Raw genomic sequence first — 20544 nt, forward strand, 5'->3', positions numbered from 1 at the left:
GCGATTGCACATGCTGCGGCACCCGGGGTGGTCCCGCCGCTAACTTGGTGCCGCGACTTGGCCCGAATGCTTGCGGCCGGCCGTCGAAACTATAGGCTGGGGGCAAGCCTGGCCCGGACTCACGCCGGGGCACGCGGGCGGCACGGCAACCGGTCCCCGGCCGCGTGCATCCGGTGGGCAATTTTCTTGGGGAGGAAAAGCTTGTCTGAGCAGGAACCTAGCGAACCGCAGCAGTGGGGCGGCCAGCCGCAGTGGGGGCAGCAGCCGCCGGCCCAACAACCCGCATGGGGCACCACCCCGCAGTGGGGCCAGCAGCCGCCAGCCCAACAACCCGCATGGGGCACCACCCCGCAGTGGGGGCAGCAGCCGCCGGCCCAACAACCCGCATGGGGCACCACCCCGCAGTGGGGCCAGCAGCCGCAGTGGGGCGCTCCCCAGCCCGGCCCCCACTTTTCCGGCCCCTACGTCCCCTCCCCTTACGGCCAGCCGCGTTACGTCGCGCCGCCCAAGCCCGGCATTGTGCCGCTGCGTCCCTTGATGTTCGGCGAAATCCTCGACGGCGCATTCCGGACCGTCAGGCGGAATCCCGCGGCCATGCTGGGGGCGGGCGTAATCGCCCAGGCCCTGACGTCTGTCACTTCCGCGCTGGCCCAGACAGGCGCCCTCTTCGGGGGATCAGGCGCACCCTGGCCGGGCAACCTGGGTTCGTCGCAAGCCACGGCGTTCGCCTTTGGCACAGCGGCCGGCGTCGGCGCGCTGTTGTCGCTCCTGACCGTGCTGATTTCGGTGGTCATGCAGGGTGCCATGGCGGTCCCCGTGGCGCGGGCACTGCTGAACAGGCGGACAGGCTTCCGCCAGATGTGGACGCTCGCCCGTTCCCGGACCGGTGCCCTGCTGGGACTCGCAGGCCTGCTGATCCTGGGCGCAGCCGCCGTCGTCGTCCTCGCGGTGGTGGCAACGATGGCCCTGGTTGCGGCCATGGAGCGCGCCGCCGTGCTTGCCTTGGTGCTCCTGTTCATCGGCCTGATGATTGTGCTGCTCTGGCTCGGCATCCGGTTCCTCGTCGCGCCGGCGGCGATTGTGGTGGAGGAGATCGGCACCTTCGCCGGGCTGCGCCGTTCCTGGCAGCTCACGGGCAGGAACTGGTGGCGCATCCTGGGCGTCACCCTGGTGGTGGGGCTGCTCGTCGGGGTTATCACCCAGATTGTCCTTATTCCGGTCAGCCTACTGGGCAACGCCGTCGGGTTTACCGTCTTCTCCCAGGGCGGCGAGGGTGGGTCCCAGGTGGTCCGGATCCTGGTCGCCGTCGTCGGCACCGCGGTCACCGCGCTGGTGGCCGCCGTGGGCTACGCCTTCCAGACCTCAACCGTTGCCCTGGTCTATCTGGATCTGCGGATGCGCAAGGACGGACTCGATCTGTCCCTGCTGCGGCAGTTGGAGACGGGCAGTGACCCGGAGGGGGTCCCGGGACGGACCGCAGCCATCCGCGGGGACACCTCCACCTGGCAGCAGCCTCCCTACGGTCCTCCCCCGGTCCGGCGGTGACGGCGGCCCCCGTCTTCGCCGCCGAGCGCGCGGTGGCGGTGCTGTCGGCCCGGCTGCAGCCGGAACCTCCGGTGCTGCCCGACCGGGACGAAGCGCGCCGCTGGGCGGCGGAGGAGCTCGCGAAGGCACCGTACCGCGAAGCCGAGCCCAGTTGGCTGGACAAGGCACTTGCCGAGTTCGGTCGCTGGCTGCGCTCCCTGTCCGGCGACGGCACCCCCGGCGCCGACGGCGGCTATGCCGTGCCGCTCCTGCTGGTCATCGCCGCCGTGGTCATTGCTGTCGCCGTCGTGGTGGTGCGTCCGCGGCTCAACGCCCGGCGGGCCGCCGCCCAGGACGTGTTCGACGCCGATGCGGCACTAAGCCCTGACGCGCACCGCGGGCGGGCATCCGCCGCCGCGGCGCGCGGGGACTGGTCCGCCGCCGTCGTCGAGCAGTTTCGCGCCCTCGTGCGCGCGGCGGAGGAGCGCACCGTACTGGATCCGCAACCCGGCCGGACCGCCAGCGAGGTCGCCGCCCGGTTGGGCCGCGCCTTTGGAGCGTACGCCCGCGAACTGGAGGAGGCGGCGCTCACTTTTGACGCCGTCCGGTACGGCGGGGCGGACGCCGGATCCCCGGACCACGCGGCGCTCGTCCGGCTCGATGCGGCGCTGGCCGGCACCACCCCGGATTATCGGGGCACCGGCTCGGACGCGCTCGTCAGGCCGCTGTGAAGAGCACAGCGGCGCCGCTGCGCTGGATCCGCCGGCACCGCACCTGGGCCATACTCGGCGTCGTCTTTGTCGCTGCCCTTGTCCTCACGGCGGTGCTTCAGCTGCAACCCCATGGAGATCGGACCCAGCTGTCCATCCGAAATCCCGCCCCTGAAGGAGCACGCGCCGCCGCGGAAATCCTTGGTCGCCATGGCGTCGTCGTGGAGCAGCGGGACTCTTTCGAGTCGACCATCCAGACGCTTGAAAGCGCCAAACGCGCCGGCGAGCGCACCACCGTCCTGCTCTACGACCGCAACGGCTACCTCGGCCGCGACCAGCTGCAGTACCTGGGCGGCGCGGCGGACCGTCTGGTGGTGATCACGCCCCGGCTCAACACGCTGCAAGGCGTCGGCGGCGGGATCGTGCAGGCCGGAGTGGTGCGGGACGGCACCGAGGTACTAGCCCCGGCTTGCGTTATTTCCGACCCCGCCGACGCCGGCACGGTCTCGGCCGCGAATGGCTACCTCTACGACGGAGAAGTGGTCTGTTACGCGCCGCGCGACGGCGGGGGCGGCCTCTACGCCGGCAGCGAGGACGGCCGGACCGTGGTCCTGGGCAGCACCGAAATCCTCAGCAACCGGGCCCTCGCCGAGCAAGGCAACGCCGCTCTGGTGCTGCGGACCCTTGGGGCGGAGCAGCGGCTGGTCTGGTACCTGCCCGGGATCGCCGATGTGCCCGCGGCGAAGAAACCGGTGACCCTCGATGAGCTGGCCGCGCCGTGGACCCACGTCCTGGGGCCCTGGCTGGCGTTCGTGGCGGTGCTGGCAATTTTCTGGCGCGGCCGCAGGCTTGGCCCGCTGGTCTTCGAACCGCTCCCCGTGGTGGTGAAGGCGGTGGAGACGGCTGAAGGACGGGCCCGCCTCTACCATGACGCCCGCGCCGTGGACCGTGCCGCCGACGTCCTCCGGGCCGGCACGCTGGTGCGGCTGGCCAGGACCCTCCGGCTGGGACCGGACGCCGGGGCCGCGGCCATCATCGACGCGGCTGCCCGGCACCTGGACCGGACTCCGGAAAGCGTCGCCGTTGTCCTCGACGCCGAACCCCGGGCCGAAGCCGAGCTCGTGCGCTGGGCCCAGCAGCTGGAAAGACTAGAGAAAGAGGTACACGCCCGATGAATGATCAGCCAACCGTCTCCACCGGCCCGGCCGCAACAGCCGCTGCCGGATCCAGCACTGCCGCCCCCTGGCCCGCGCCACGGCCCGCCGCGCAGCAGGCGCCGCAGCAGGCAGCGGGAACCCACGGCTACCGGGACGCCCGGGACCCGGACCCAGTCCGCCAGGCCCTGCTGGATGTGCGCCAGGAGGTCGCCAAGGCCGTCGTCGGGCAGGACGCCACCGTCACCGGGATGCTGATTGCGCTGCTGTCCCGGGGACATGTGTTGATTGAAGGGGTGCCTGGCGTGGCCAAGACCCTGCTGGTGCGCAGCCTCTCCGCGGCCCTCAGCCTCGATACCAAGCGGATCCAGTTCACCCCGGACCTGATGCCCGGCGATGTCACCGGCTCGCTCATCTACGATTCGCGCACCTCGGAGTTCAGCTTCCGCGAGGGCCCCGTTTTCACCAACATCCTGCTCGCGGATGAGATCAACCGGACGCCGCCCAAGACGCAGGCCTCGCTTCTGGAAGCCATGGAGGAGCGGCAGGTGTCGGTTGACGGCGTCTCGCGCCAGCTTCCCGCGCCCTTCATCGTGGCGGCCACGCAAAACCCGGTGGAGTACGAGGGCACCTACCCGCTGCCGGAGGCGCAGCTGGACCGCTTCCTGCTCAAACTGACCATGCCGCTGCCCGGCCGGGAGGATGAAATCGAGGTGATCCGGCGGCACGCGGCCGGCTTCGATCCGCGCAACCTGGCCGCGGCCGGCGTCCGCCCCGTCGCGGGTCCCGCCGAGCTGGAGCAGGCGCGGCAGGCCGTGGCCGCCGTCGAGATCGGTCCCGAAGTCCTGGCCTACATCGTCGACCTCGTCCGCGCCACCCGTTCCGCGCCGTCGTTCCAGCTGGGCGTCTCGCCGCGCGGCGCCGCGGCCCTGCTGAACGGCTCCCGTGCCTGGGCCTGGCTCTCCGGCCGCCGCTTCGTCACCCCGGACGACGTCAAGGCCCTCGCCCTGCCCTGCCTGCGGCACCGGGTGGCCCTGCGCCCCGAGGCGGAGATGGACGGCGTGCACGTCGACGGCGTGCTGGGCAGCATCCTCGCTTCCGTGCCCGTGCCGCGCTGAGCCATGGCGATTTCCGGACGCTTCGTGCTGCTGGCACTGCTTGGCCTGGTCCCCGCCGTGCTCCTGCCCGGCTGGGAGTCCGCAGTGGTTGTCCTCCTGCTGCTGGCCGCCGCCGCGCTGCTCGACCTGGGCCTCGCGGTACCGCTGCGGCACGTCTCGGTGCAGCGCACCGATCCCGGCAGCGTCCCGCTCACGGGGTCGGCGGAGTCCGTCCTGACGGTGGCCAACGCCGGCCGCCGCGCCCTGCACGGCCTGGTCCGGGACGCCTGGCAGCCCTCGGCCGGCGCGCAGAACCCGAACCAGCGCCTGCTCGTACCGGCGGGTGAGCGCCGCCGGATGACCGTCACGCTGCAGCCCACGCGGCGCGGCGAACTGGGCGCCGCGCATGTCACGGTCCGCGCCTTCGGCCCGCTGGGCCTTGCCGCACGGCAACGCACCCTGCCCTGCCCCGGTTCCCTCCGGGTGCTCCCGCCGTTCCACGCGCGGCGGCACCTTCCGTCCAAGCTGCGCCAGCTGCGGGAGCTCGACGGCAAGGCGGCGGTCCAGATCCGGGGCGCCGGCACCGAATTCGACTCCCTGCGCGACTACGTCCGCGGCGACGACGTGCGCTCCATCGACTGGCGTGCCACGGCCCGCCGCTCCGCCGTCGTGGTCCGCACCTGGCGGCCGGAGCGCGACCGCCGCGTCGTCATCCTGCTGGACACTTCGCGCACGGCCGCAGCCCGGATCGCGGACGAGCCGCGGCTGGACACCGGCATCGAGGCGGCGCTGCTGCTGGCTGTCCTTGCCGAACGGGGCGGCGACAGGGTGGACTTCCTCGCCTTCGACCGCAGGCTCCGGGCGCGGACCGGGTCGGCGGCCAAGGGGAACCTGCTGGGACAGCTGGTCCAAGCGATGGTCCCGCTCGACGCCGAACTCATCGAACTCGACTGGTCACAGATCCCGGCCCAGATCCGCTCGGTCTCCGCCCACCGGTCCCTGGTGGTGCTGCTCACCGCGCTCGACGGCGGCGCGCCCGAAGAGGGGCTGCTGCCGATGGCCGCCCTGCTCGCGCAGCAGCACGTGGTGGTGGTGGCCTCGGTCCGCGATCCCATGCTCGGCGAAATGCAGCAGGAGCGTTCGAGCGCCAGCGGGGTGTTCCGGGCCGCGGCGGCCGAGCGGGCCCTGCTGGAACGCGAGGCGGTCAGCGCCCAGCTGCGCCAGGCCGGCGCTGAAGTAGTCGATGCCGAGCCATCCCTGCTGCCGCCGGCGCTGGCGGACGCGTACATTCGATTGAAGGCCGCCGGACGGCTGTGACCCCAAGGAGCATGCCGTGACCAGCTACGAACCCATCTACCAGCTCGGCCTGGGACGCGAATTCTCCCGGCTGCAGCCGGAACTGCAGCAGTACTTCTCGCTCGCCCCGGGCTCCGGGCACTACGGGGTGGGCGAGGGCGTCTTCGACGTCGTCGGCTGCCGGCAGCGCTGGCTGCGGCCGCTGCTGCGGCTCGCGACCGGCGAACAGGCGTTCTTCCCGGAATACGGCGAGGGCATCAGGTTCCGGATCGAGAACCACGCCCATCTGGACCCGTTCGGGCGCTCCAGCCTGACCGCGCGCCGGGAAATTTTCTTCCCGCAGACCACCCGGATCTTCCAAGACACCACCAGCACGGACTCCTCCGGGGGCACCCCGCGGCTGGTTGATTACGTCGGCCGCTACCGCAGGCTGGTCACCGACCTCAACCTGAGCGTCACCCCGGAAGGCCGGCTGCGGGGCGTCTCCGAGGCCTCCCGGCTGTTCCTGGGGCCGCTGCGGATCCCGCTGCCGGACGCCCTGGATGCCAAGGCCTATGCCGAGCAATGGTGGGAGCCGGACGAGGGCCGGCACCGGATCCAGGTCAAGGTGATCCAGCCCCAGATCGGCCTGGTGCTGGTCTACGCCGGGCACTTCGACTACCGGCTTGAGCCTTACCCGGCGGATGCCCTGGCGCCGGGCTACCTGCCGGAGAGGGCCCGGCCCGAGCGCTGGGAAAGCCGCGTCTAGGTCTTAGCCGAGCGCCAGCTGGTTGAGGCCGTCAGCGAGCTGCGTCAGGCGGGTCAGCACCGCCGTCGCGGACGACGGGGTGTGTCCGGCGAGGCCTGCGGAGGGCGTCACCCGCACGGTGCCCAGCGCCGTGGCCGGGAGGCCGAGCTGGCGCCACGGGAGCCAGAGCGTTTCGACGGCCTGGGGCACGCGCGGCAGCGCCGCGGCCGGCTGGTCGACCGGCAGCGCCCCGGCCCAGAAGCGTTTCCCGGACTCCACGGCTGCCGCGATTTGTTCCCACTGGCGGGAGGTCAGTGCACGCAGCGGCACCGCGATCCCGTCGGCACCGGCGGCGAGGATCCGGTCGAAGGGCGCCTCGACTTCAGGCACGGAGACCACGATTTCGGCCGCGCCGGCGGCCCTCAGGGCATCGATGACGAGGCGCCAGGACTCGGTGATTTCAGAACCGGCGACCGCGCGCAGGGTGCGGTAGCCGCTGGAGGTGGGGATGGTGCCGGCCATCACGGCGGCGATGTCCGGTTCGTCGAGCTGCACCACCAGGCCGGCTCCGGGCGCGGCGGCGGCGACCTTGCGCAGGTAGGGGCCCACACCGGCTGCCAGCGAGGCCGCGAGGTCCCGCCGGGCGCCGTGGTCGAGGAGGGCCCGCTCCCCGTTGTGCAGGTGCAGTCCGGCGGCGAGGCTGAGCGGGCCGCGCAGTTGGATCTTGAGCTCCGCGGCCGGCGTGTCCTCGGCCCCGACGACGTCGGCGAGGACGTTGATGTCGGCGGACAGCGCCGAACGGGCCCGCATGAGGTCCTTGCCGGGGCGGTCAACGAGCCGCCAGCCGTAAGGCTGGACGTCGACGGCGAGGCCCTCCAGCAGCGACGCCGTCCGGCCGAGCGCGTCGGAACCCACGCCTCGGTCCGGGAGTTCGGCGAGGAAGGGAACGTGTGGACTGCCGAGCTCGCCGCGGATGATGCGGGCGGCTTCGACCGGGTCCTCCCCCGGCCACGGGCCGAGTGCGGTGGCCGTGACCTGGCCGGGGGAAACGGGTACGGGCACGGCTACGCCTCGGCGGAAACGCCGGGGTCCGCAGCAGCCGTGGCCCGGTGCGCGGCCGCCTCATGGTCCTCGGCGATGGCCTCATGGTGCCGGATCACCTCGCCGATGATGAAGTTCAGGAATTTTTCCGCGAACGCCGGGTCCAGATGGGCTTCGGCGGCGAGGCGGCGCAGGCGCGCGATCTGTGCCGTTTCCCGGCCGGGATCCCCCGCGGGAAGCTTGTGCGCGGCCTTGAGGAAGCCGACCTTCTGCGTCGCCTTGAAGCGCTCGGCCAGGAGGAAGACCAGGGTGGCATCGATGTTGTCGATGCTGGAGCGGATGGAGAGCAGTTCCGCCATCACCGCGGGATCCACGTGCCCGGCCAGCGAGCTGGCCGTGGGGTCGTAGGAATCGGCGTCAGGGAGGTGCTGGTTCTGCTCGGTCATTCGTCCAGTCTAGGGGCTGGCACGGAAATCCCGCGGGGTGTTAAGCGGGCATGCCCGCCGTTCGCAGTGAACGGCGGGCATGCCCCTTGGTGCGGCCAGCCCTCGCCCCAGGCGGGGCAGTCGCGGCCGCTTGCTAGGCTCCGAGAACCGCGCGGAACTCCTCACGACGCCGCGCCTGCTCGTCCGGATCCGGGACCGGCAGCGACGCGATGAGCTTCTTGGTGTAGTCGTGCTGCGGGTGCCCCATGACTTGGTTTCCAAGGCCCTGCTCCACCATCTTGCCCTTGTACAGGACACCGACCCAGTGCGAGAGGATGTCCACCACGGCGAGGTCGTGGCTGATGAAGAGGCAGGCGAAACCGAATTCGGCCTGGATGTCCTTGAACAGCTCCAGCACCTTCGCCTGCACCGAAACATCCAGCGCCGACGTCGGCTCATCGGCGATCAGCAGCTTCGGGTTCAGGATCAGTGCCCGCGCCAGCGAGGCGCGCTGGCGCTGGCCGCCGGAGAGCTCGTGCGGGTACCGGTCCGCGTAAGCCGCCGGCAGCTGCACCGATTCGAGCAGCTCCCGGGTCCGCTGGCGTGCCTGCGCCGGCGTCGGCTTGGTGTGGATGATGAGCGGCTCCGCGATGCAGTCACCGATGGTGAGCTGCGGGTTGAACGACGCCGCCGGGTCCTGGAACACGAAGCCGATCTGCTTGCGCAGGGGTTTGAAAGTGCGCTCCTTGAGGTTGAGCATCTCGTAGTCCAGCACCTTGAGGCTGCCGCCCGTGGTTCTGTTCAGGCCCGCGATGGCGCGGCCGATCGTCGTCTTGCCGGAGCCGGACTCGCCGACGAGGCCGAAGACCTCTCCCTCGGACAGGGTGAAGTTCACGCCGTCCACGGCCTTGAACGCCGGGCTGCCCAGCCGGCCGGGGTACTCGATGGTGAGGTTCTTCGCCTCGACCAGTACCTTGCCGCCCTGGTGGGCGCGTTCGGTCATGCCCGCCGAGGCGGAGTTCCGGCCCAAGTGCGGGACGGCGGCCAGCAGCTTCTTCGTGTAGTCCTGCTTCGGTTCCGCAAAGAGCACCCGAGCGCTGGCCTCCTCGACGACGTCGCCCTGGTACATCACGACGACGCGGTCGGCGAGGTCGGCCACGACGCCCATGTTGTGCGTGATCAGCACGATCGAGGTGCCGTACTGGTCGCGCAGGTCGCGCAGCAGTTCCAGGATTTCCGCCTGCACGGTGACGTCCAGTGCGGTGGTCGGCTCGTCAGCGACGATGAGGCCCGGGTTGAGCGCCAGCGCGGCGGCGATGACGACGCGCTGTTTCTGGCCGCCGGAGAACTGGTGCGGGTAATAGTTGACCCGCGTTTCCGGATCCGGGATGCCCACCTTGCGCAGGGCGTCGATGGCGCGAGCCTTGGCCTCCTTGGCGCTGACCCGGCCCGCTCCCCCGTGCCCGGCATGGGCGCGGATGCCCTCGGCGATCTGCCAGCCAACGGTGAAGACCGGATTGAGCGCCGTGGAGGGCTCCTGGAACACCATGGCCACGTCGCGGCCGCGGATTTCCCGCAGCTTCGAGGCGCTGACGCTGATCACGTTGTTGCCGTTGATCAGCACTGCGCCGGAGCTGATCGCCGTCTCCGGCAGCAGCCCCAGGATGGTCTTGGCGGTGACGGTCTTGCCGGAGCCGGACTCGCCGACGATGGCGACGACTTCGCCGGGGTTGACCTCGAGGCTGACATCCTTCACGGCATAGACGTCCCCGGCGTCCGTGGCGAAGGTGACCCTGAGGTGGTCGATGTCCAGCACGGGCCCGGCGCCGCGGGCGTGCTGGTCTGAAACGGAACCGATATTGGTGCTCATGAACTGCTCACTTCTGCTGAGTGCGCTGCCTGGGCGGCGGAACCGGGTCCGCCGGTGCCGGGGCCGGCTTTGCCGGAGGCAGCCTTCTTGCGGCCGCGCAGGCGCGGGTCGTTGAGGTCGTTGATGCTTTCGCCGACCAGGGTCAGCCCCACCACGGTGAGGACAATGGCCAGGCCCGGGAAGACACCGGTCCACCAGATCCCGGAGGTGGTGTCCGCCAGCGCCTTGTTGAGGTCGAAGCCCCATTCGGCGGCCGAAGTCGGTTCGATGCCGAAGCCGAGGAAGCCCAGGCCCGCGAGGGTGAGGATGGCTTCGGAGGCGTTCAGCGTGAAGATCAGCGGCAGGGTGCGGGTGGCGTTCTTGTAGATGTGGCGGGTCATGATCCTGATGTTGGATGCGCCCACCACCTTGGCCGATTCCACGAAGGGTTCGGCCTTGAGCCGGATGGTTTCGGCGCGGATGACGCGGAAGTACTGCGGGATGAAGACCACGGTGATCGAGATCGCCGCGGCCAGGATGCCGCCCCACAGGCTGGAACGCCCGCCGCTGATCACGATTGCCATGACGATGGCGACCAGCAGGGACGGGAACGCGTACACCGCGTCGGCGACGACCACGAGGATCCGGTCAAGCCAGCCGCCGATGTAGCCGCTGACCAGGCCGAGGATGACGCCGATGAAGATCGACATGATGACGGCCACGATGATGACCATGACGGCGGTCTGCGCGCCCCAGACGACCCGGGAGAACACGTCGTAGCCGCCCACGGTGGTGCCGAGCAGGTGCTTCCCGCCGGGTGCCTGCTGGGCGGGGAAGCTGCCGTCGGCGTCGGAGATCTGGGAGAAGCCGAAGGGTGCGATCAACGGTGCGAAGATGGCGGTCAGCAGGAACAGCGAGGTCAGGATCAGCCCGGTGACGAGCATGCCCCGCTGCAGGCCGACGCTCTTGTTGAAGTGGGAGACGACCGGCAGGCGCCGGTACCAGGGGTCCCGGCGGCTTTCTGCGGCAATGGTTGGTTCGATGCTCATGTCAGTACCTCACGCGGGGGTCGATCAGCGCGGCGACGATGTCCACGATGAAGTTGGTCACGGCCACGATCACGGCGAGCAGCACCACGATGCCCTGCACGGCCACGAAGTCGCGGGCCGTCAGGTAGGTTGCCAGCTGGAAGCCGAGGCCTTTCCATTCAAAGGTGGTCTCGGTCAGCACGGCGCCGCCGAGCATGACCGCGATCTGCAGGCCCATCACGGTGATGATCGGGATCAGCGCCGGCTTGTAGGCGTGCTTGGTGACCAGCCGGAATTCGCTGACGCCGCGTGAGCGGCCGGCCTCCACGTAGTCCTTGCCGAGGGTGCCGATCACGTTGGTGCGGACCAGCCGCAGGAAGATGCCGGCCGTCAGCAGCCCAAGGGCGACGGCGGGCAGCACGGCATGCGCGGTGACATCACCGAGTGCGGCCATGTTGCCGCTGCGGACGGCATCGAGCCAGTAGATGCCGGTGGGCGCCTGCAGCGCGGTGAGGGCCAGTTCGGTGGAGGTCTTGGCGCGGCCGGCGACCGGGAGCCAGCCGAGCCAGACCGAGAAGGTCAGCTTGAGCAGCATGCCGGCGAAGAAGACGGGCGTGGCGTAGCAGAGGATCGCGAAGATGCGCAGGACGGCGTCGGCCGCCTTGTCGCGGCGATGCGCGGCGATCATGCCCAGCGGGATACCCACGAGCAGTGCCACGATCAGTGCGTTGATGGACAGTTCCAGCGTTGCCGAACCGTAGGTGGTCAGCATCTCGGAGACCTGGCGGTTGTCCGAGAGCGTGGTGCCGAAGTTGCCGGTGATGAGCTGTCCGAGGTACTCGAAGTACTGCACGAAGATGGGCCGGTCGTAGCCGGCCGCGTGGATGCGCTCCGCCAGTTGTTCCGGCGGGAGCCGCCCGCCGAGGGCGGCCGTGATCGGGTCGCCCGTGATGCGCATCAGGAAAAATACGAGTGTGACCAGGATGAAAATGGTCGGGAAGATCAGCAGGAACCTGATCAGGATGTATTGGCCCAGTCCCCCACCGGACGCCTTCTTCTTTGTTGGCAATAGGCCGTCGGCGTCGCTGGGCGGCGCCTCAATAAGTGTTGTCATTGGTACCTAAATTTGTGTTTCCGTCGGCTTCGTGGGCTTCCGGAATCGGTTGTCCTGCTATCAGCAAGAAAGGCGGGACGCCGCGCAGGCGCCCCGCCTCCTTGGCTGGTCAGGACCGGATGGGGAATGGACCTACTTGGAAATCACACCAAGACGGGTCTTGAAGGACGCATCGAGGGTCTTTTCGACACCCTGGACGTCCTTGCCGGCGACCATGAGCTGGGCGCCCTGCAACAGCGGCAGCGTGGAGAGGTCCTTGGCGACGGCCGTCTGGGCCTCGCCAAGCACCTTTTCGCGCTCGGTCTTGTCAACGGTGGTGAGCTGCTTCTTGATCAGCGCCGTGACGGAGGCGTTCTCGTAGTGGTTCTTGAGGAAGTTGCCCGGGACGAAGAACGGGGTCAGGTAGTTGTCGGCGTCGGAGTAGTCCGGGAACCAGCCGAGCTGGTAGACCGGGTAGACGTCCTTGGTGCGGTCCTTGGAGTAGGTGACCCACTCGGTGGACTGCAGGTCGACCTTGAACAGGCCCGACTTTTCCAGCTGCTCCTTGATCATGGCGTACTCGTCGCCGGAGGACTTGCCGTAGTGGTCCGGGTTGTACTGCAGCTTCAGCGTGACCGGGGCGGTGACGCCGGCGTCGCTGAAGGCCTTCTTGGCCTTGTCCAGGCTGGGCTTGCCGTTGCCGTCGCCGTACATTTCCTTGAGCGGCTTGATGGCGCCGACGAAGCCGTCCGGGACGACGGAGTACGCGGGCAGGTAGGTGCCCTTGTAGACCTGGCTGGCGATCGCGTCGCGGTCGACGATGTCTGCCATCGCCTGGCGGACGGCGAGTGCCTTCTTCGGGTCGGCGTCGGCAGCCTTGGCGCCGAACGGCATGGTGTCGAAGTTGAAGACAATGTAGCGCAGTTCGCCACCGGGGCCCTTGTGAACCTTGACCTTGGAGTCCTTCTCGAGGTCGGCGGCGTCGGTCGCAGTCAGGCTGCGGCCGGCGACGTCGATGTTGCCCTGCTGGACATCGAGCTTGAGGTTGTTGGAGTCCGCGTAGTACTTGATCGTGGCGCTGTCGTTCGCCGGCTTGCCGAGCAGACCCTTGTAGTCAGGGTTGGCCTTGAGGCTGACGAGCTCGTTCTTCTTGTAGCTCTCGATCGTGTACTGGCCGGCGAAAGGCTTGCCCTTGACGATGTCCTCGTCGCTCATCAGCTTGTCGGCGGAGAAGACCTCTTCGTCGACGATCGGACCTGCGTTCGCGGCGAGCACGCCCGGGAAGACCTGGTCGTTGCCTTCCTTGAGCTTGAAGACCACGGTGGAGTCGTCTTTGACTTCCACCGAGGCGAGGTTGCCCAGCAGGGAGGCCGGGCCGTTGTCGTCGTTGATCTTGATGACGCGGTCGATCGAGAACTTCACGTCCGAGGACGTCAGCGCGTGCCCGTTGGCGAACTTGAGGCCGGACTTGAGCTTGACGGTGTATTCCGTGGGGCTCGTGAAGGACGCGGACTCGGCGATGTCCGGGCTGGAGTCAGCCGTTCCGGGCTTCGAGTTCATCAGGAACGGGTAGATCTGGTTCATCACCATGAACGAGCCGGCGTCGTAGGAGCCGGCCGGGTCGAGGGTGACCACCTTGTCCGTGGTGCCGTACGTAATGCTGCCTCCGCCTGCGGCGCTGCCGGAGGACGTTCCGCCGCCGGTAGGGCCGGTGCAGGCCGTCAGTGCAAAGGCGGAAACCCCGGCAAGCGCGATGGCGCTCTGCAGGGCCTTTTTGTTCATTGCCATCTGTGAACTTTCTGTTCGATGAGTACTAGTGCGCAGCCCGAAGTAGCTTGACTCGTTGGGCAGCACCTGTCCTGATTCCTAGATTCAACCAGAAGACCACGGGCGAATCGCTACATCTTGTGAGTTGAGACACAAAATTTACACGAACCGGCGGAAGTTATCGCATTCTTCGGGATTTCGCCCGGATCTTCGGCACCCCGGACTCGGTGCGGCCTGCGGCGGCGGGGGCTCGGGAACGGACATGCCCACCGCCCGGGCCAGGGACTGGGCATATACCCGAAGTGCCCACTCGTGGCCGCGAAGAATGGACATGTCCCGCGCTCTAGCCGGAAGACGAACATGGCCCGCGCTCTGGCCGGAGGACGGGCATGCTCACCGCCGAGGCCCGGGAGTGGACATAATCCCGAAGTGCCCACTCGTGGCAGCGAAGAATGGACATGGCCCGCGCTCGATGCTTGCGCGGGCCGCACGCTAATGAACATGTCCCGCGCTCTTGCCGGAGGACGGGCATGCTCACCGCCGAACCCGGGAGTGGACATAATCCCTAAGTGCCCACTCCTGGCTGCGACGAACGGACATGTCCCGCGCGGGATGCTTGCGCGGGGTGCACGCTAACGAACATGTCCCGCGCCCGAGCCCTGGAGTGGACATATACCCGAAGTGCCCACTCGTGGCCGCGAAGAATGGACATGTCCCGCGCCCGGGCGACGGTTAAAGGCAGGAGCGCCGCAGGCCAATGGCATGCGGCGCTCCTGGATTCGGCGGACCCCCGCCGAAGCGAAGACGCGGCCCGTCGAGGGCGGTTAGAGTGCGGCCCGCTGGAGCGACCGCGCGGCGTCGATGGTGGCCTGGCCAAGGACCCGGCTGCCCTGGTAGAGCACCACGGTCTGGCCGGGGGCGACGCCGCGGAGCGGTTCCGCCAGCGTGACCACCAGGTCGCCGGACCCTCCGGAGTGTTCCATCCGGGCGGTTGCCGGCACCGGGTCCCCGTGGGCGCGGACCTGGGCGTAGCAGTCGAACTCCTCGCCGGTGGCGATCTCCGCAATCGGCAGCCCGGCCCAGGACACCTTGATGCCGCGGATCTCGTCGATCGCGAGCAGGGCCTCGGGGCCGACGACCACCTTGTTCTCCTTGGGGCGGATCTCCAGCACAAAGCGCGGCTTGCCGTCGGCGGCCGGGGTGCCCAGCTTCAGCCCGCGGCGCTGGCCGACGGTGAAGGCGTTGGCGCCCGGGTGTTCGCCGACCTTGGCGCCGGATTCGTCCACGATGTCGCCGGTGGACATCTCGATCTTCTCCGCCAGCCAGCCGGCGGTGTCGCCGTCGGGGATGAAGCAGATGTCGTGGCTGTCGGGCTTGTTGGCCACGGACAGCCCTCGGCGTTCGGCCTCGGCGCGGACCTCGGCCTTGGAGGGGGTGTCCGCGAGCGGGAACATCGAGTGCCGGAGCTGTTCGTGCGTGAGGACGCCGAGCACGTAGCTCTGGTCCTTTGCCCAGTCCGCGGCGCGGTGCAGTTCGGGGTTACCGTCGGCGTCCGTGATCACCTTGGCGTAGTGGCCGGTGCAGACGGCGTCGAAACCCAGCGCGATCGCCTTCTCCAGCAGCGCGGCGAACTTGATCCGCTCGTTGCAGCGCATGCACGGGTTGGGCGTGCGGCCGGCGGCGTATTCGTCGATGAAGTCCTGGACGACGTCTTCCTTGAATCGCTCGGAGAAGTCCCACACGTAGTACGGGATGCCCAGCACGTCGCACGCCCGCCAGGCGTCGCGCGAGTCCTCGATGGTGCAGCAGCCGCGGCTGCCGGTGCGCAGCGTTCCGGGCATGCGTGAGAGGGCGAGGTGGACCCCGACGACGTCGTGGCCGGCCTCGACGGCGCGGGCTGCGGCAACGGCTGAATCGACGCCGCCGCTCATGGCTGCAAGAACTCGCATGCTGGCTTTCTCTAGGAATCGGGAGGTCCGCGGGCAGAGGAATAACACAGCGCCCGCCTACCGATTCTATCGCCACGCCGATTCCTGCCCCAAAAAGGCTTGACGGCAGCCTGCCGCGCTTCTAACGTCAGCGTTAGCGGTTTTAGAACAAGGGCGGCGAAAGCCCAGACGGGACGCGCGAGATGGCTGTCGAGAACATCGTGATTGTGGGTGGCGGCCTGGCGGGCGCCACCGCCGCGAAGACCCTGCGGGTGGAGGGCTTCGAGGGCCCGGTCACGCTGCTCGCCGAGGAGGCGCAGGCCCCCTACCTGCGGCCGCCGCTGTCCAAGGAATATCTCCTGGGCAAGGACGGCGAGGACGCCCTCCCGGTGGTTCCGGCCGGCTGGTACGGGGAGAACGACGTCGACCTCCGGCTGGGCGCTCCGGTCACCGGGCTGGACCCCGCGGCCCGCACGGTGACCCTCGGCGACGGCAGCCGGCTACCCTATTCCGCGCTCCTGCTGGCCACGGGGGCACGTCCGCGCTCGATTCCGCTGCCCGGCAGCAGCCTCGACGGCGTCATGACGTTCCGGACGCTCGACGACAGCCGCCGGCTCCGGGATGCCCTCTCCGCGGGCGGCCGGAACGTGGTGATGGTCGGCTCGGGTTGGATCGGAATGGAGCTTGCGGCCGCCGCGAACTCGTATGGCAACTCCGTCACCCTGCTGGGCCTCGAGCAGGTGCCGCTGGCCGCGGCGATCGGCCCCGAACTGGGCGCCTTCTTCCGCTCGCTGCATGAGTCCCGGGGCGTGCGGTTCCGGCTGCCGGCGTCGGCCGCAGCCATCACAGGTGTCGACGGCCGGGTCACCGGCGTCCGCACCGACGCCGGCGAAATCCTGGCCGCCGACCTGGTTGTCATCGCCGTCGGCGTCGTCCCCGACACATCGCTCGCCGCAGCCGCGGGCATCGCCCTGGACAACGGGATCCTCACGGACGCGTCGCTGCGCACTTCGGCTCCGGGAGTCTTTGCCGCCGGCGACGTCGCCAACGCCCTGCATCCGTTCACCGGCGGGCACCACCGCAGCGAGCACTGGTCCAACGCGCTCAACGGCGGGAAGGTCGCCGGCCGGGCGATGCTCGGACGGGAGGCCGTACTGGACACCATTCCTTACTTCTATACGGACCAGTACGACGTCAGCATGGAGTATTCCGGCTTCCCCAGCCTGGTCGAGGGCCCGCCCGTGCTCAGGGGTTCACTGGAGCGGCAGGAATTCCTCGCCTTCTGGCAGCGCGAAGGCTGCGTGGTCGCAGGCATGAACGTCAACTGGCCGCGGTCCGACAAGCCGCAAAAGGCCATCAAGGCACTCATCACTGCACGCGCCTCCGTCAGCCCGGACTCGCTGGCGGATCCGGACGTCCCGCTGGAGCAGCTACTGTCCGGGGACTAGCCGTTGGCGGATTGGCGGGCGACGGTTCCCGCGGTCTGGATGCTGGACTCGTGTCCGGCCATGCCGGCCTGGCGGGCGCGGGTGTACGCCGCCGGCAGGGCCGCCAGCAGCGCATCGACGTCGGCGTCGGTAGAGGAGTGGCCGAGGGTGAAGCGCTGGGCGCCCCGGGCGGTGTCCTCATCCAGGCCCATGGCGAGCAGCACGTGGGAGGGCCGTGGCACGCCGGCGGTGCAGGCTGAGCCGGTGGAGGATTCCACCCCGGCGAGGTCCAGCAGGAACAACAGCGAGTCGCCCTCGCAGCCGGGGAAGGTGAAATGCGCGTTGCCCGGCAGCCGGCCGTTCCCGGGGGCACCGCGCAGGACGGCCTCCGGAACGGCGGCGCGGACGCCGTCAATCAGCCGGTCCCGGAGCGCGGAGATCCGTGCCGACTCGGCGGCGAGATTTCCGGTGGCTGCCCCCGCCGCGGCGGCGAAGGCTGCGATCGACGCGGTGTCCAGGGTGCCGGAGCGCACGTCGCGTTCCTGTCCCCCGCCGTGCTGGACCGGGGTCAGCTTGACGGCGCGGCCCAGCAGCAGCGCGCCGACGCCGACCGGGCCGCCGATTTTGTGTCCGGAGATGGACATGGCGTCCAGGCCGGTCCCACGGAAATCAACCGGCACGGAGCCGAACGCCTGCACGGCGTCGGAATGCACGGGCACGCCGGCGGCGTGCGCCAGCCGCACGACCTCCGCGACCGGTTGGAGGCTGCCTACCTCGTTGTTGGCCCACATGACGGTGACCAGGGCAATCGAGGCCGGATCGTCGGCCAACTCGGCCTCCAGCGCGGCCAGGTCCAGCACGCCGTCGGCGTCCACGGGCAGCCAGCGAACGTCGGCTCCCTCGTGCCGTTCGAGCCATTCGACGGCGTCCAGCACCGCGTGGTGTTCGACGGCGGAGCAGAGAACGCGGGTCCGCCGCTGATCCTCGGCCTGGCGGGCCCAATAGAGTCCCTTCACGGCAAGGTTGTCGGCTTCCGTGCCACCTGAGGTGAAGATAACCTCCGAAGGATGCGCCCCGGCTGCCGCGGCCAGGGCCTCGCGGGCATCCTCGACAGCCCGGCGGGCGCGGCGGCCGGACCCGTGCAGAGAGGAGGGGTTGCCGGTGCGGGCCAGCTCACGCGTCAGCGCGGCCAGCGCCTCCGCGGCAAGCGGCGTGGTGGCTGCGTGGTCTAGGTATACGGGCACACGCCAATTCTACCGTGGGGGCTTGCTCCGCGCCGCGGGACGGCGCGGCCGGAAGGCGCGGGACGGCGCGGGACGGCGACGCCGGAAGGAGACGGAAGGCGCCGGAGGGCGACGCCGGAAGGAGACGGCACTGGTGTACATTCAAGCGGTGAAAGCGTCCCTCTACCTCGTCCTGGCCACCCTGTTCTGGTCCGGAAATTTCGTCGTCGGCCAGGCCGCTGTCGCCTCGATGACGCCCCTGGACCTGACCTTCTGGCGCTGGACGCTGGCCGCCCTGCCGCTGCTGGCCCTGGCCCACTTCGTGGAAAAGCCGGACTGGCGCGCGGTCCTGCGCCGCTGGCCCGTGCTGCTGCTGCTGAGCGCGCTGGGGATGAGCGGCTACACCTTGCTCCTGTACAGCGCGCTCGGCTACACCTCCGCGATGAACGCCTCGCTGATCACCGCGGCGAACCCGGCCCTGATTGTGGTGATGGCAATTTTCCTGCTCGGCGAGAGGACCACCCGGCTCGGCTGGCTCGGCATCGGGCTGGGGCTGCTGGGCGTGCTGCTGGTCCTGACCCGCGGCGAACTGCAGCGGGTACTCAGCCTCTCGATCAACACCGGGGAGCTCCTGATGATCGGCGCCATCGTGGTCTGGGGCAGCTACACGATCATCGCCCGCAGGCTGGACATTCCCGCCATCGCCGCCACCGCCGTGCAGGTCACCATGGCCACCGTGACGCTGGCACCGTTTGCGCTGGCCATGCACGTGCGGCTGCCGGAGACACCGGCGGAGGGCTGGTCGCTGGCCTACATAGCGGTCTTCCCCTCGCTGGGCGCCTACCTGTTCTGGAACCTGGCATTAAAGACCACCCCGCCGGGCACCGCCGGGAACTATCTGAACCTCATGGTGGTCTTCACCGCCGTCATCACGGTCGCGCTTGGGACGCCCCTGACCCTCGTCCAGGTCGCGGGCGGCATCATGGTGGTAGCCGGCGTCCTGCTGACCGGCATCAAGGGGCAGGCGAAGCTCAGAGCGGCCTGATCCGGGCGCAGCACTGGGCCGGGGCAGCCGAGCCCTGCACCCGGAGTTCCTCGATGTCGAGCGCTTCGACCCTGGCCGGATCCACCCCGCAGCCCGCCGCGGCCCCGCCCAGGAACGCGCCGTTCATGGCGCAGACCACCTCCGCGTGGCCCTGGGCCACCCGGTGAAACGGGCAGTTGAGCAACACGAGCCCGCCGGCACCGTCGTCCGCCGGTCGGTACCCCTCGGCGGTCAGCAGCTCCGCGAAGTCGGCGGTGCCGGCGGCTTCCCCCGCGGCCAGGCCCCGCGACCGGGCGGCCTGCAGCAGCGCGGTCCGGGCCGATCCGCCGTCGGCCGCGGATTGTTCAATCGCCGTCACCAGGAGTTCGGCGGCCAGATCATAGTTGCGTTCCGGGACGGATGCCGAGACCTCCTGGACGGCCGCGCGGTACAGCTTGGCCGGCCGGCCGGAACCGGGCCCCTCCTTGCCGCCGAGTTTGCGGAACTCCACCGCCAGCAGGCCGTCGTGGACCAGCCGGTCCAGGTGAAACGACGCGGTGCTCCTTGCCAGCCCGAGGGCACCGGCCGCGTCGTCGCGGCCCACCGCCTGATCCGCCGCGGTGACGAAGTCAAAGAGCCGCCTGCGGTTTTCATCCCCCAGGGACGCGACGGCGGCAATCCTGCGGCTCCACGGCAAACGGTTCATGGCATCAGCCTAACTCTAAAAACAAGATCCATTGCTTAACCCCTGGAGTCATTCTAAAATCAAGTTACCCAATTTTAGAGGAGCAGAAGATGAAATCTTCAACAGCACTTGCGGCCCCGGCCCCGACGGTCGCAGCCGGTTCCCAGCGGCAGGCCTTCCTGTTGCTGCGCACGGTCTTCACCGTCGCGCCGATCATTTTCGGCCTGGACAAGTTCACCAACCTGCTGACCGACTGGACGATGTATCTCGCCCCGGTGGCCACCTCGGTGGTCCCGGTGTCGGCACAGAGTTTTATGTACGTCGTCGGCGTCGTCGAGATCATCGCCGGCATCGCCGTGGCGGTCCGCCCGCGCTTCGGATCCCTGCTGGTCGCCGTGTGGCTGCTCGGCATCATCGTCAACCTGCTGGTCCTTGGCAGCTACTTCGACGTGGCACTGCGCGACTTCGGACTGCTGGTCGGGGCCCTGGCGCTGAACCGGCTCTCGCCGGCGAAGCTCCACTAGTCGGCCCCCTTCCGCCGCCGGC

18 protein-coding genes are annotated in these 20544 nt (G+C 69.4%); 9 read left to right on the forward strand and 9 right to left on the reverse strand.

Annotation, left to right across the window (positions count from 1 at the left end):
* Window positions 1–201: 201 nt before the first annotated feature.
* Genes AC1DBL_RS00435 through AC1DBL_RS00460 form a run of 6 tightly spaced genes read left to right on the forward strand, consistent with a single transcriptional unit; the run spans window position 202 to window position 6529 of the window.
* Complete coding sequence (locus tag AC1DBL_RS00435) at window positions 202–1545, forward strand: DUF7847 domain-containing protein (RefSeq protein WP_476925259.1); 1344 nt, start codon at window positions 202–204, stop codon at window positions 1543–1545.
* Window positions 1542–2255, forward strand: a complete 714-nt coding sequence (locus AC1DBL_RS00440) for a DUF4129 domain-containing protein (protein ID WP_476925260.1) — start codon at window positions 1542–1544, stop codon at window positions 2253–2255. The genes AC1DBL_RS00435 and AC1DBL_RS00440 overlap by 4 nt, the downstream gene beginning before the upstream one ends.
* The gene (locus tag AC1DBL_RS00445) at window positions 2252–3409 is read left to right on the forward strand and encodes a DUF4350 domain-containing protein (protein ID WP_476925261.1); all 1158 of its coding nucleotides are present in this window, start codon (window positions 2252–2254) and stop codon (window positions 3407–3409) included. The genes AC1DBL_RS00440 and AC1DBL_RS00445 overlap by 4 nt, the downstream gene beginning before the upstream one ends.
* Window positions 3406–4506: an AAA family ATPase gene (locus AC1DBL_RS00450; RefSeq protein ID WP_476925262.1), complete on the forward strand. Its 1101-nt coding sequence runs from the start codon at window positions 3406–3408 to the stop codon at window positions 4504–4506. Before AC1DBL_RS00445 ends, AC1DBL_RS00450 begins: the two co-directional genes overlap by 4 nt.
* Before the next feature lie 3 nt (window positions 4507–4509).
* Window positions 4510–5802 carry a DUF58 domain-containing protein gene (locus AC1DBL_RS00455; protein WP_476925263.1) on the forward strand — a complete coding sequence of 431 codons (1293 nt, stop codon included), beginning with the start codon at window positions 4510–4512 and terminating at the stop codon, window positions 5800–5802.
* Between the two features lie 16 nt (window positions 5803–5818).
* The gene (locus AC1DBL_RS00460; RefSeq protein WP_441417251.1) at window positions 5819–6529 is read left to right on the forward strand and encodes a DUF4166 domain-containing protein; all 711 of its coding nucleotides are present in this window, start codon (window positions 5819–5821) and stop codon (window positions 6527–6529) included.
* A gap of 3 nt (window positions 6530–6532) precedes the next feature.
* Here the strand turns inward: AC1DBL_RS00460 and AC1DBL_RS00465 are convergent, their stop codons facing one another.
* From AC1DBL_RS00465 to mnmA, 7 genes are all read right to left on the reverse strand, one after another.
* Window positions 6533–7570 (reverse strand): uroporphyrinogen decarboxylase/cobalamine-independent methonine synthase family protein, encoded by a 1038-nt coding sequence (locus AC1DBL_RS00465; RefSeq protein WP_476925264.1) that lies wholly within the window; start codon window positions 7568–7570, stop codon window positions 6533–6535.
* 2 nt (window positions 7571–7572) lie between these two features.
* A complete protein-coding gene (locus tag AC1DBL_RS00470) occupies window positions 7573–7995 on the reverse strand; it encodes a chorismate mutase (protein ID WP_476892237.1) in 423 nt (140 codons plus the stop codon).
* Window positions 7996–8128: 133 nt separating this feature from the next.
* A complete protein-coding gene (locus AC1DBL_RS00475; RefSeq protein WP_441417248.1) occupies window positions 8129–9844 on the reverse strand; it encodes an ABC transporter ATP-binding protein in 1716 nt (571 codons plus the stop codon).
* A complete protein-coding gene (locus tag AC1DBL_RS00480; RefSeq protein ID WP_441417247.1) occupies window positions 9841–10872 on the reverse strand; it encodes an ABC transporter permease in 1032 nt (343 codons plus the stop codon). The genes AC1DBL_RS00475 and AC1DBL_RS00480 overlap by 4 nt, the downstream gene beginning before the upstream one ends.
* Window position 10873: 1 nt before the next feature.
* Window positions 10874–11965, reverse strand: coding sequence for an ABC transporter permease (locus AC1DBL_RS00485; RefSeq protein ID WP_476925265.1), 1092 nt, complete (start codon window positions 11963–11965; stop codon window positions 10874–10876).
* Window positions 11966–12097: 132 nt separating this feature from the next.
* Window positions 12098–13732: an ABC transporter substrate-binding protein gene (locus AC1DBL_RS00490; protein WP_476892235.1), complete on the reverse strand. Its 1635-nt coding sequence runs from the start codon at window positions 13730–13732 to the stop codon at window positions 12098–12100.
* An 803-nt stretch (window positions 13733–14535) separates the two neighbouring features.
* Window positions 14536–15660 carry a tRNA 2-thiouridine(34) synthase MnmA gene (gene mnmA / locus AC1DBL_RS00495; RefSeq protein ID WP_476892234.1) on the reverse strand — a complete coding sequence of 375 codons (1125 nt, stop codon included), beginning with the start codon at window positions 15658–15660 and terminating at the stop codon, window positions 14536–14538.
* A gap of 182 nt (window positions 15661–15842) precedes the next feature.
* On the opposite strand from mnmA, the gene AC1DBL_RS00500 reads away from it, so the two are divergent.
* Window positions 15843–17087: an NAD(P)/FAD-dependent oxidoreductase gene (locus AC1DBL_RS00500; protein WP_476925266.1), complete on the forward strand. Its 1245-nt coding sequence runs from the start codon at window positions 15843–15845 to the stop codon at window positions 17085–17087.
* Here AC1DBL_RS00500 and AC1DBL_RS00505 read toward each other — a convergent pair.
* Window positions 17084–18310: a cysteine desulfurase family protein gene (locus AC1DBL_RS00505; protein WP_476925267.1), complete on the reverse strand. Its 1227-nt coding sequence runs from the start codon at window positions 18308–18310 to the stop codon at window positions 17084–17086. The genes AC1DBL_RS00500 and AC1DBL_RS00505 overlap by 4 nt on opposite strands.
* 133 nt (window positions 18311–18443) lie before the next feature.
* On the opposite strand from AC1DBL_RS00505, the gene AC1DBL_RS00510 reads away from it, so the two are divergent.
* A complete protein-coding gene (locus AC1DBL_RS00510) occupies window positions 18444–19334 on the forward strand; it encodes a DMT family transporter (RefSeq protein ID WP_476925268.1) in 891 nt (296 codons plus the stop codon).
* Here AC1DBL_RS00510 and AC1DBL_RS00515 read toward each other — a convergent pair.
* Window positions 19321–20019, reverse strand: coding sequence for a helix-turn-helix transcriptional regulator (locus AC1DBL_RS00515; protein WP_476925269.1), 699 nt, complete (start codon window positions 20017–20019; stop codon window positions 19321–19323). The two genes, AC1DBL_RS00510 and AC1DBL_RS00515, sit on opposite strands and share 14 nt — an antisense overlap.
* Before the next feature lie 89 nt (window positions 20020–20108).
* On the opposite strand from AC1DBL_RS00515, the gene AC1DBL_RS00520 reads away from it, so the two are divergent.
* Window positions 20109–20522 (forward strand): hypothetical protein, encoded by a 414-nt coding sequence (locus AC1DBL_RS00520; protein WP_476892229.1) that lies wholly within the window; start codon window positions 20109–20111, stop codon window positions 20520–20522.
* Window positions 20523–20544 lie beyond the last annotated feature (22 nt).

The sequence above is a fragment of the Arthrobacter sp. 10T44 genome (assembly GCF_056393885.1).

What these genes read in the sequence shown, in the direction of transcription:
- AC1DBL_RS00450 (WP_476925262.1), top strand. Translation starts at nt 3,406, where the DNA reads ATGAATGATCAGCCAACCGTCTCCACCGGCCCGGCCGCAACAGCCGCT.
- AC1DBL_RS00455 (WP_476925263.1), top strand. Translation starts at nt 4,510, where the DNA reads ATGGCGATTTCCGGACGCTTCGTGCTGCTGGCACTGCTTGGCCTGGTC.
- AC1DBL_RS00470 (WP_476892237.1), bottom strand. Translation starts at nt 7,995, where the DNA reads ATGACCGAGCAGAACCAGCACCTCCCTGACGCCGATTCCTACGACCCC.
- AC1DBL_RS00475 (WP_441417248.1), bottom strand. Translation starts at nt 9,844, where the DNA reads ATGAGCACCAATATCGGTTCCGTTTCAGACCAGCACGCCCGCGGCGCC.
- AC1DBL_RS00480 (WP_441417247.1), bottom strand. Translation starts at nt 10,872, where the DNA reads ATGAGCATCGAACCAACCATTGCCGCAGAAAGCCGCCGGGACCCCTGG.
- AC1DBL_RS00485 (WP_476925265.1), bottom strand. Translation starts at nt 11,965, where the DNA reads ATGACAACACTTATTGAGGCGCCGCCCAGCGACGCCGACGGCCTATTG.
- AC1DBL_RS00490 (WP_476892235.1), bottom strand. Translation starts at nt 13,732, where the DNA reads ATGGCAATGAACAAAAAGGCCCTGCAGAGCGCCATCGCGCTTGCCGGG.
- mnmA (WP_476892234.1), bottom strand. Translation starts at nt 15,660, where the DNA reads ATGCGAGTTCTTGCAGCCATGAGCGGCGGCGTCGATTCAGCCGTTGCC.
- AC1DBL_RS00500 (WP_476925266.1), top strand. Translation starts at nt 15,843, where the DNA reads ATGGCTGTCGAGAACATCGTGATTGTGGGTGGCGGCCTGGCGGGCGCC.
- AC1DBL_RS00515 (WP_476925269.1), bottom strand. Translation starts at nt 20,019, where the DNA reads ATGAACCGTTTGCCGTGGAGCCGCAGGATTGCCGCCGTCGCGTCCCTG.
- AC1DBL_RS00520 (WP_476892229.1), top strand. Translation starts at nt 20,109, where the DNA reads ATGAAATCTTCAACAGCACTTGCGGCCCCGGCCCCGACGGTCGCAGCC.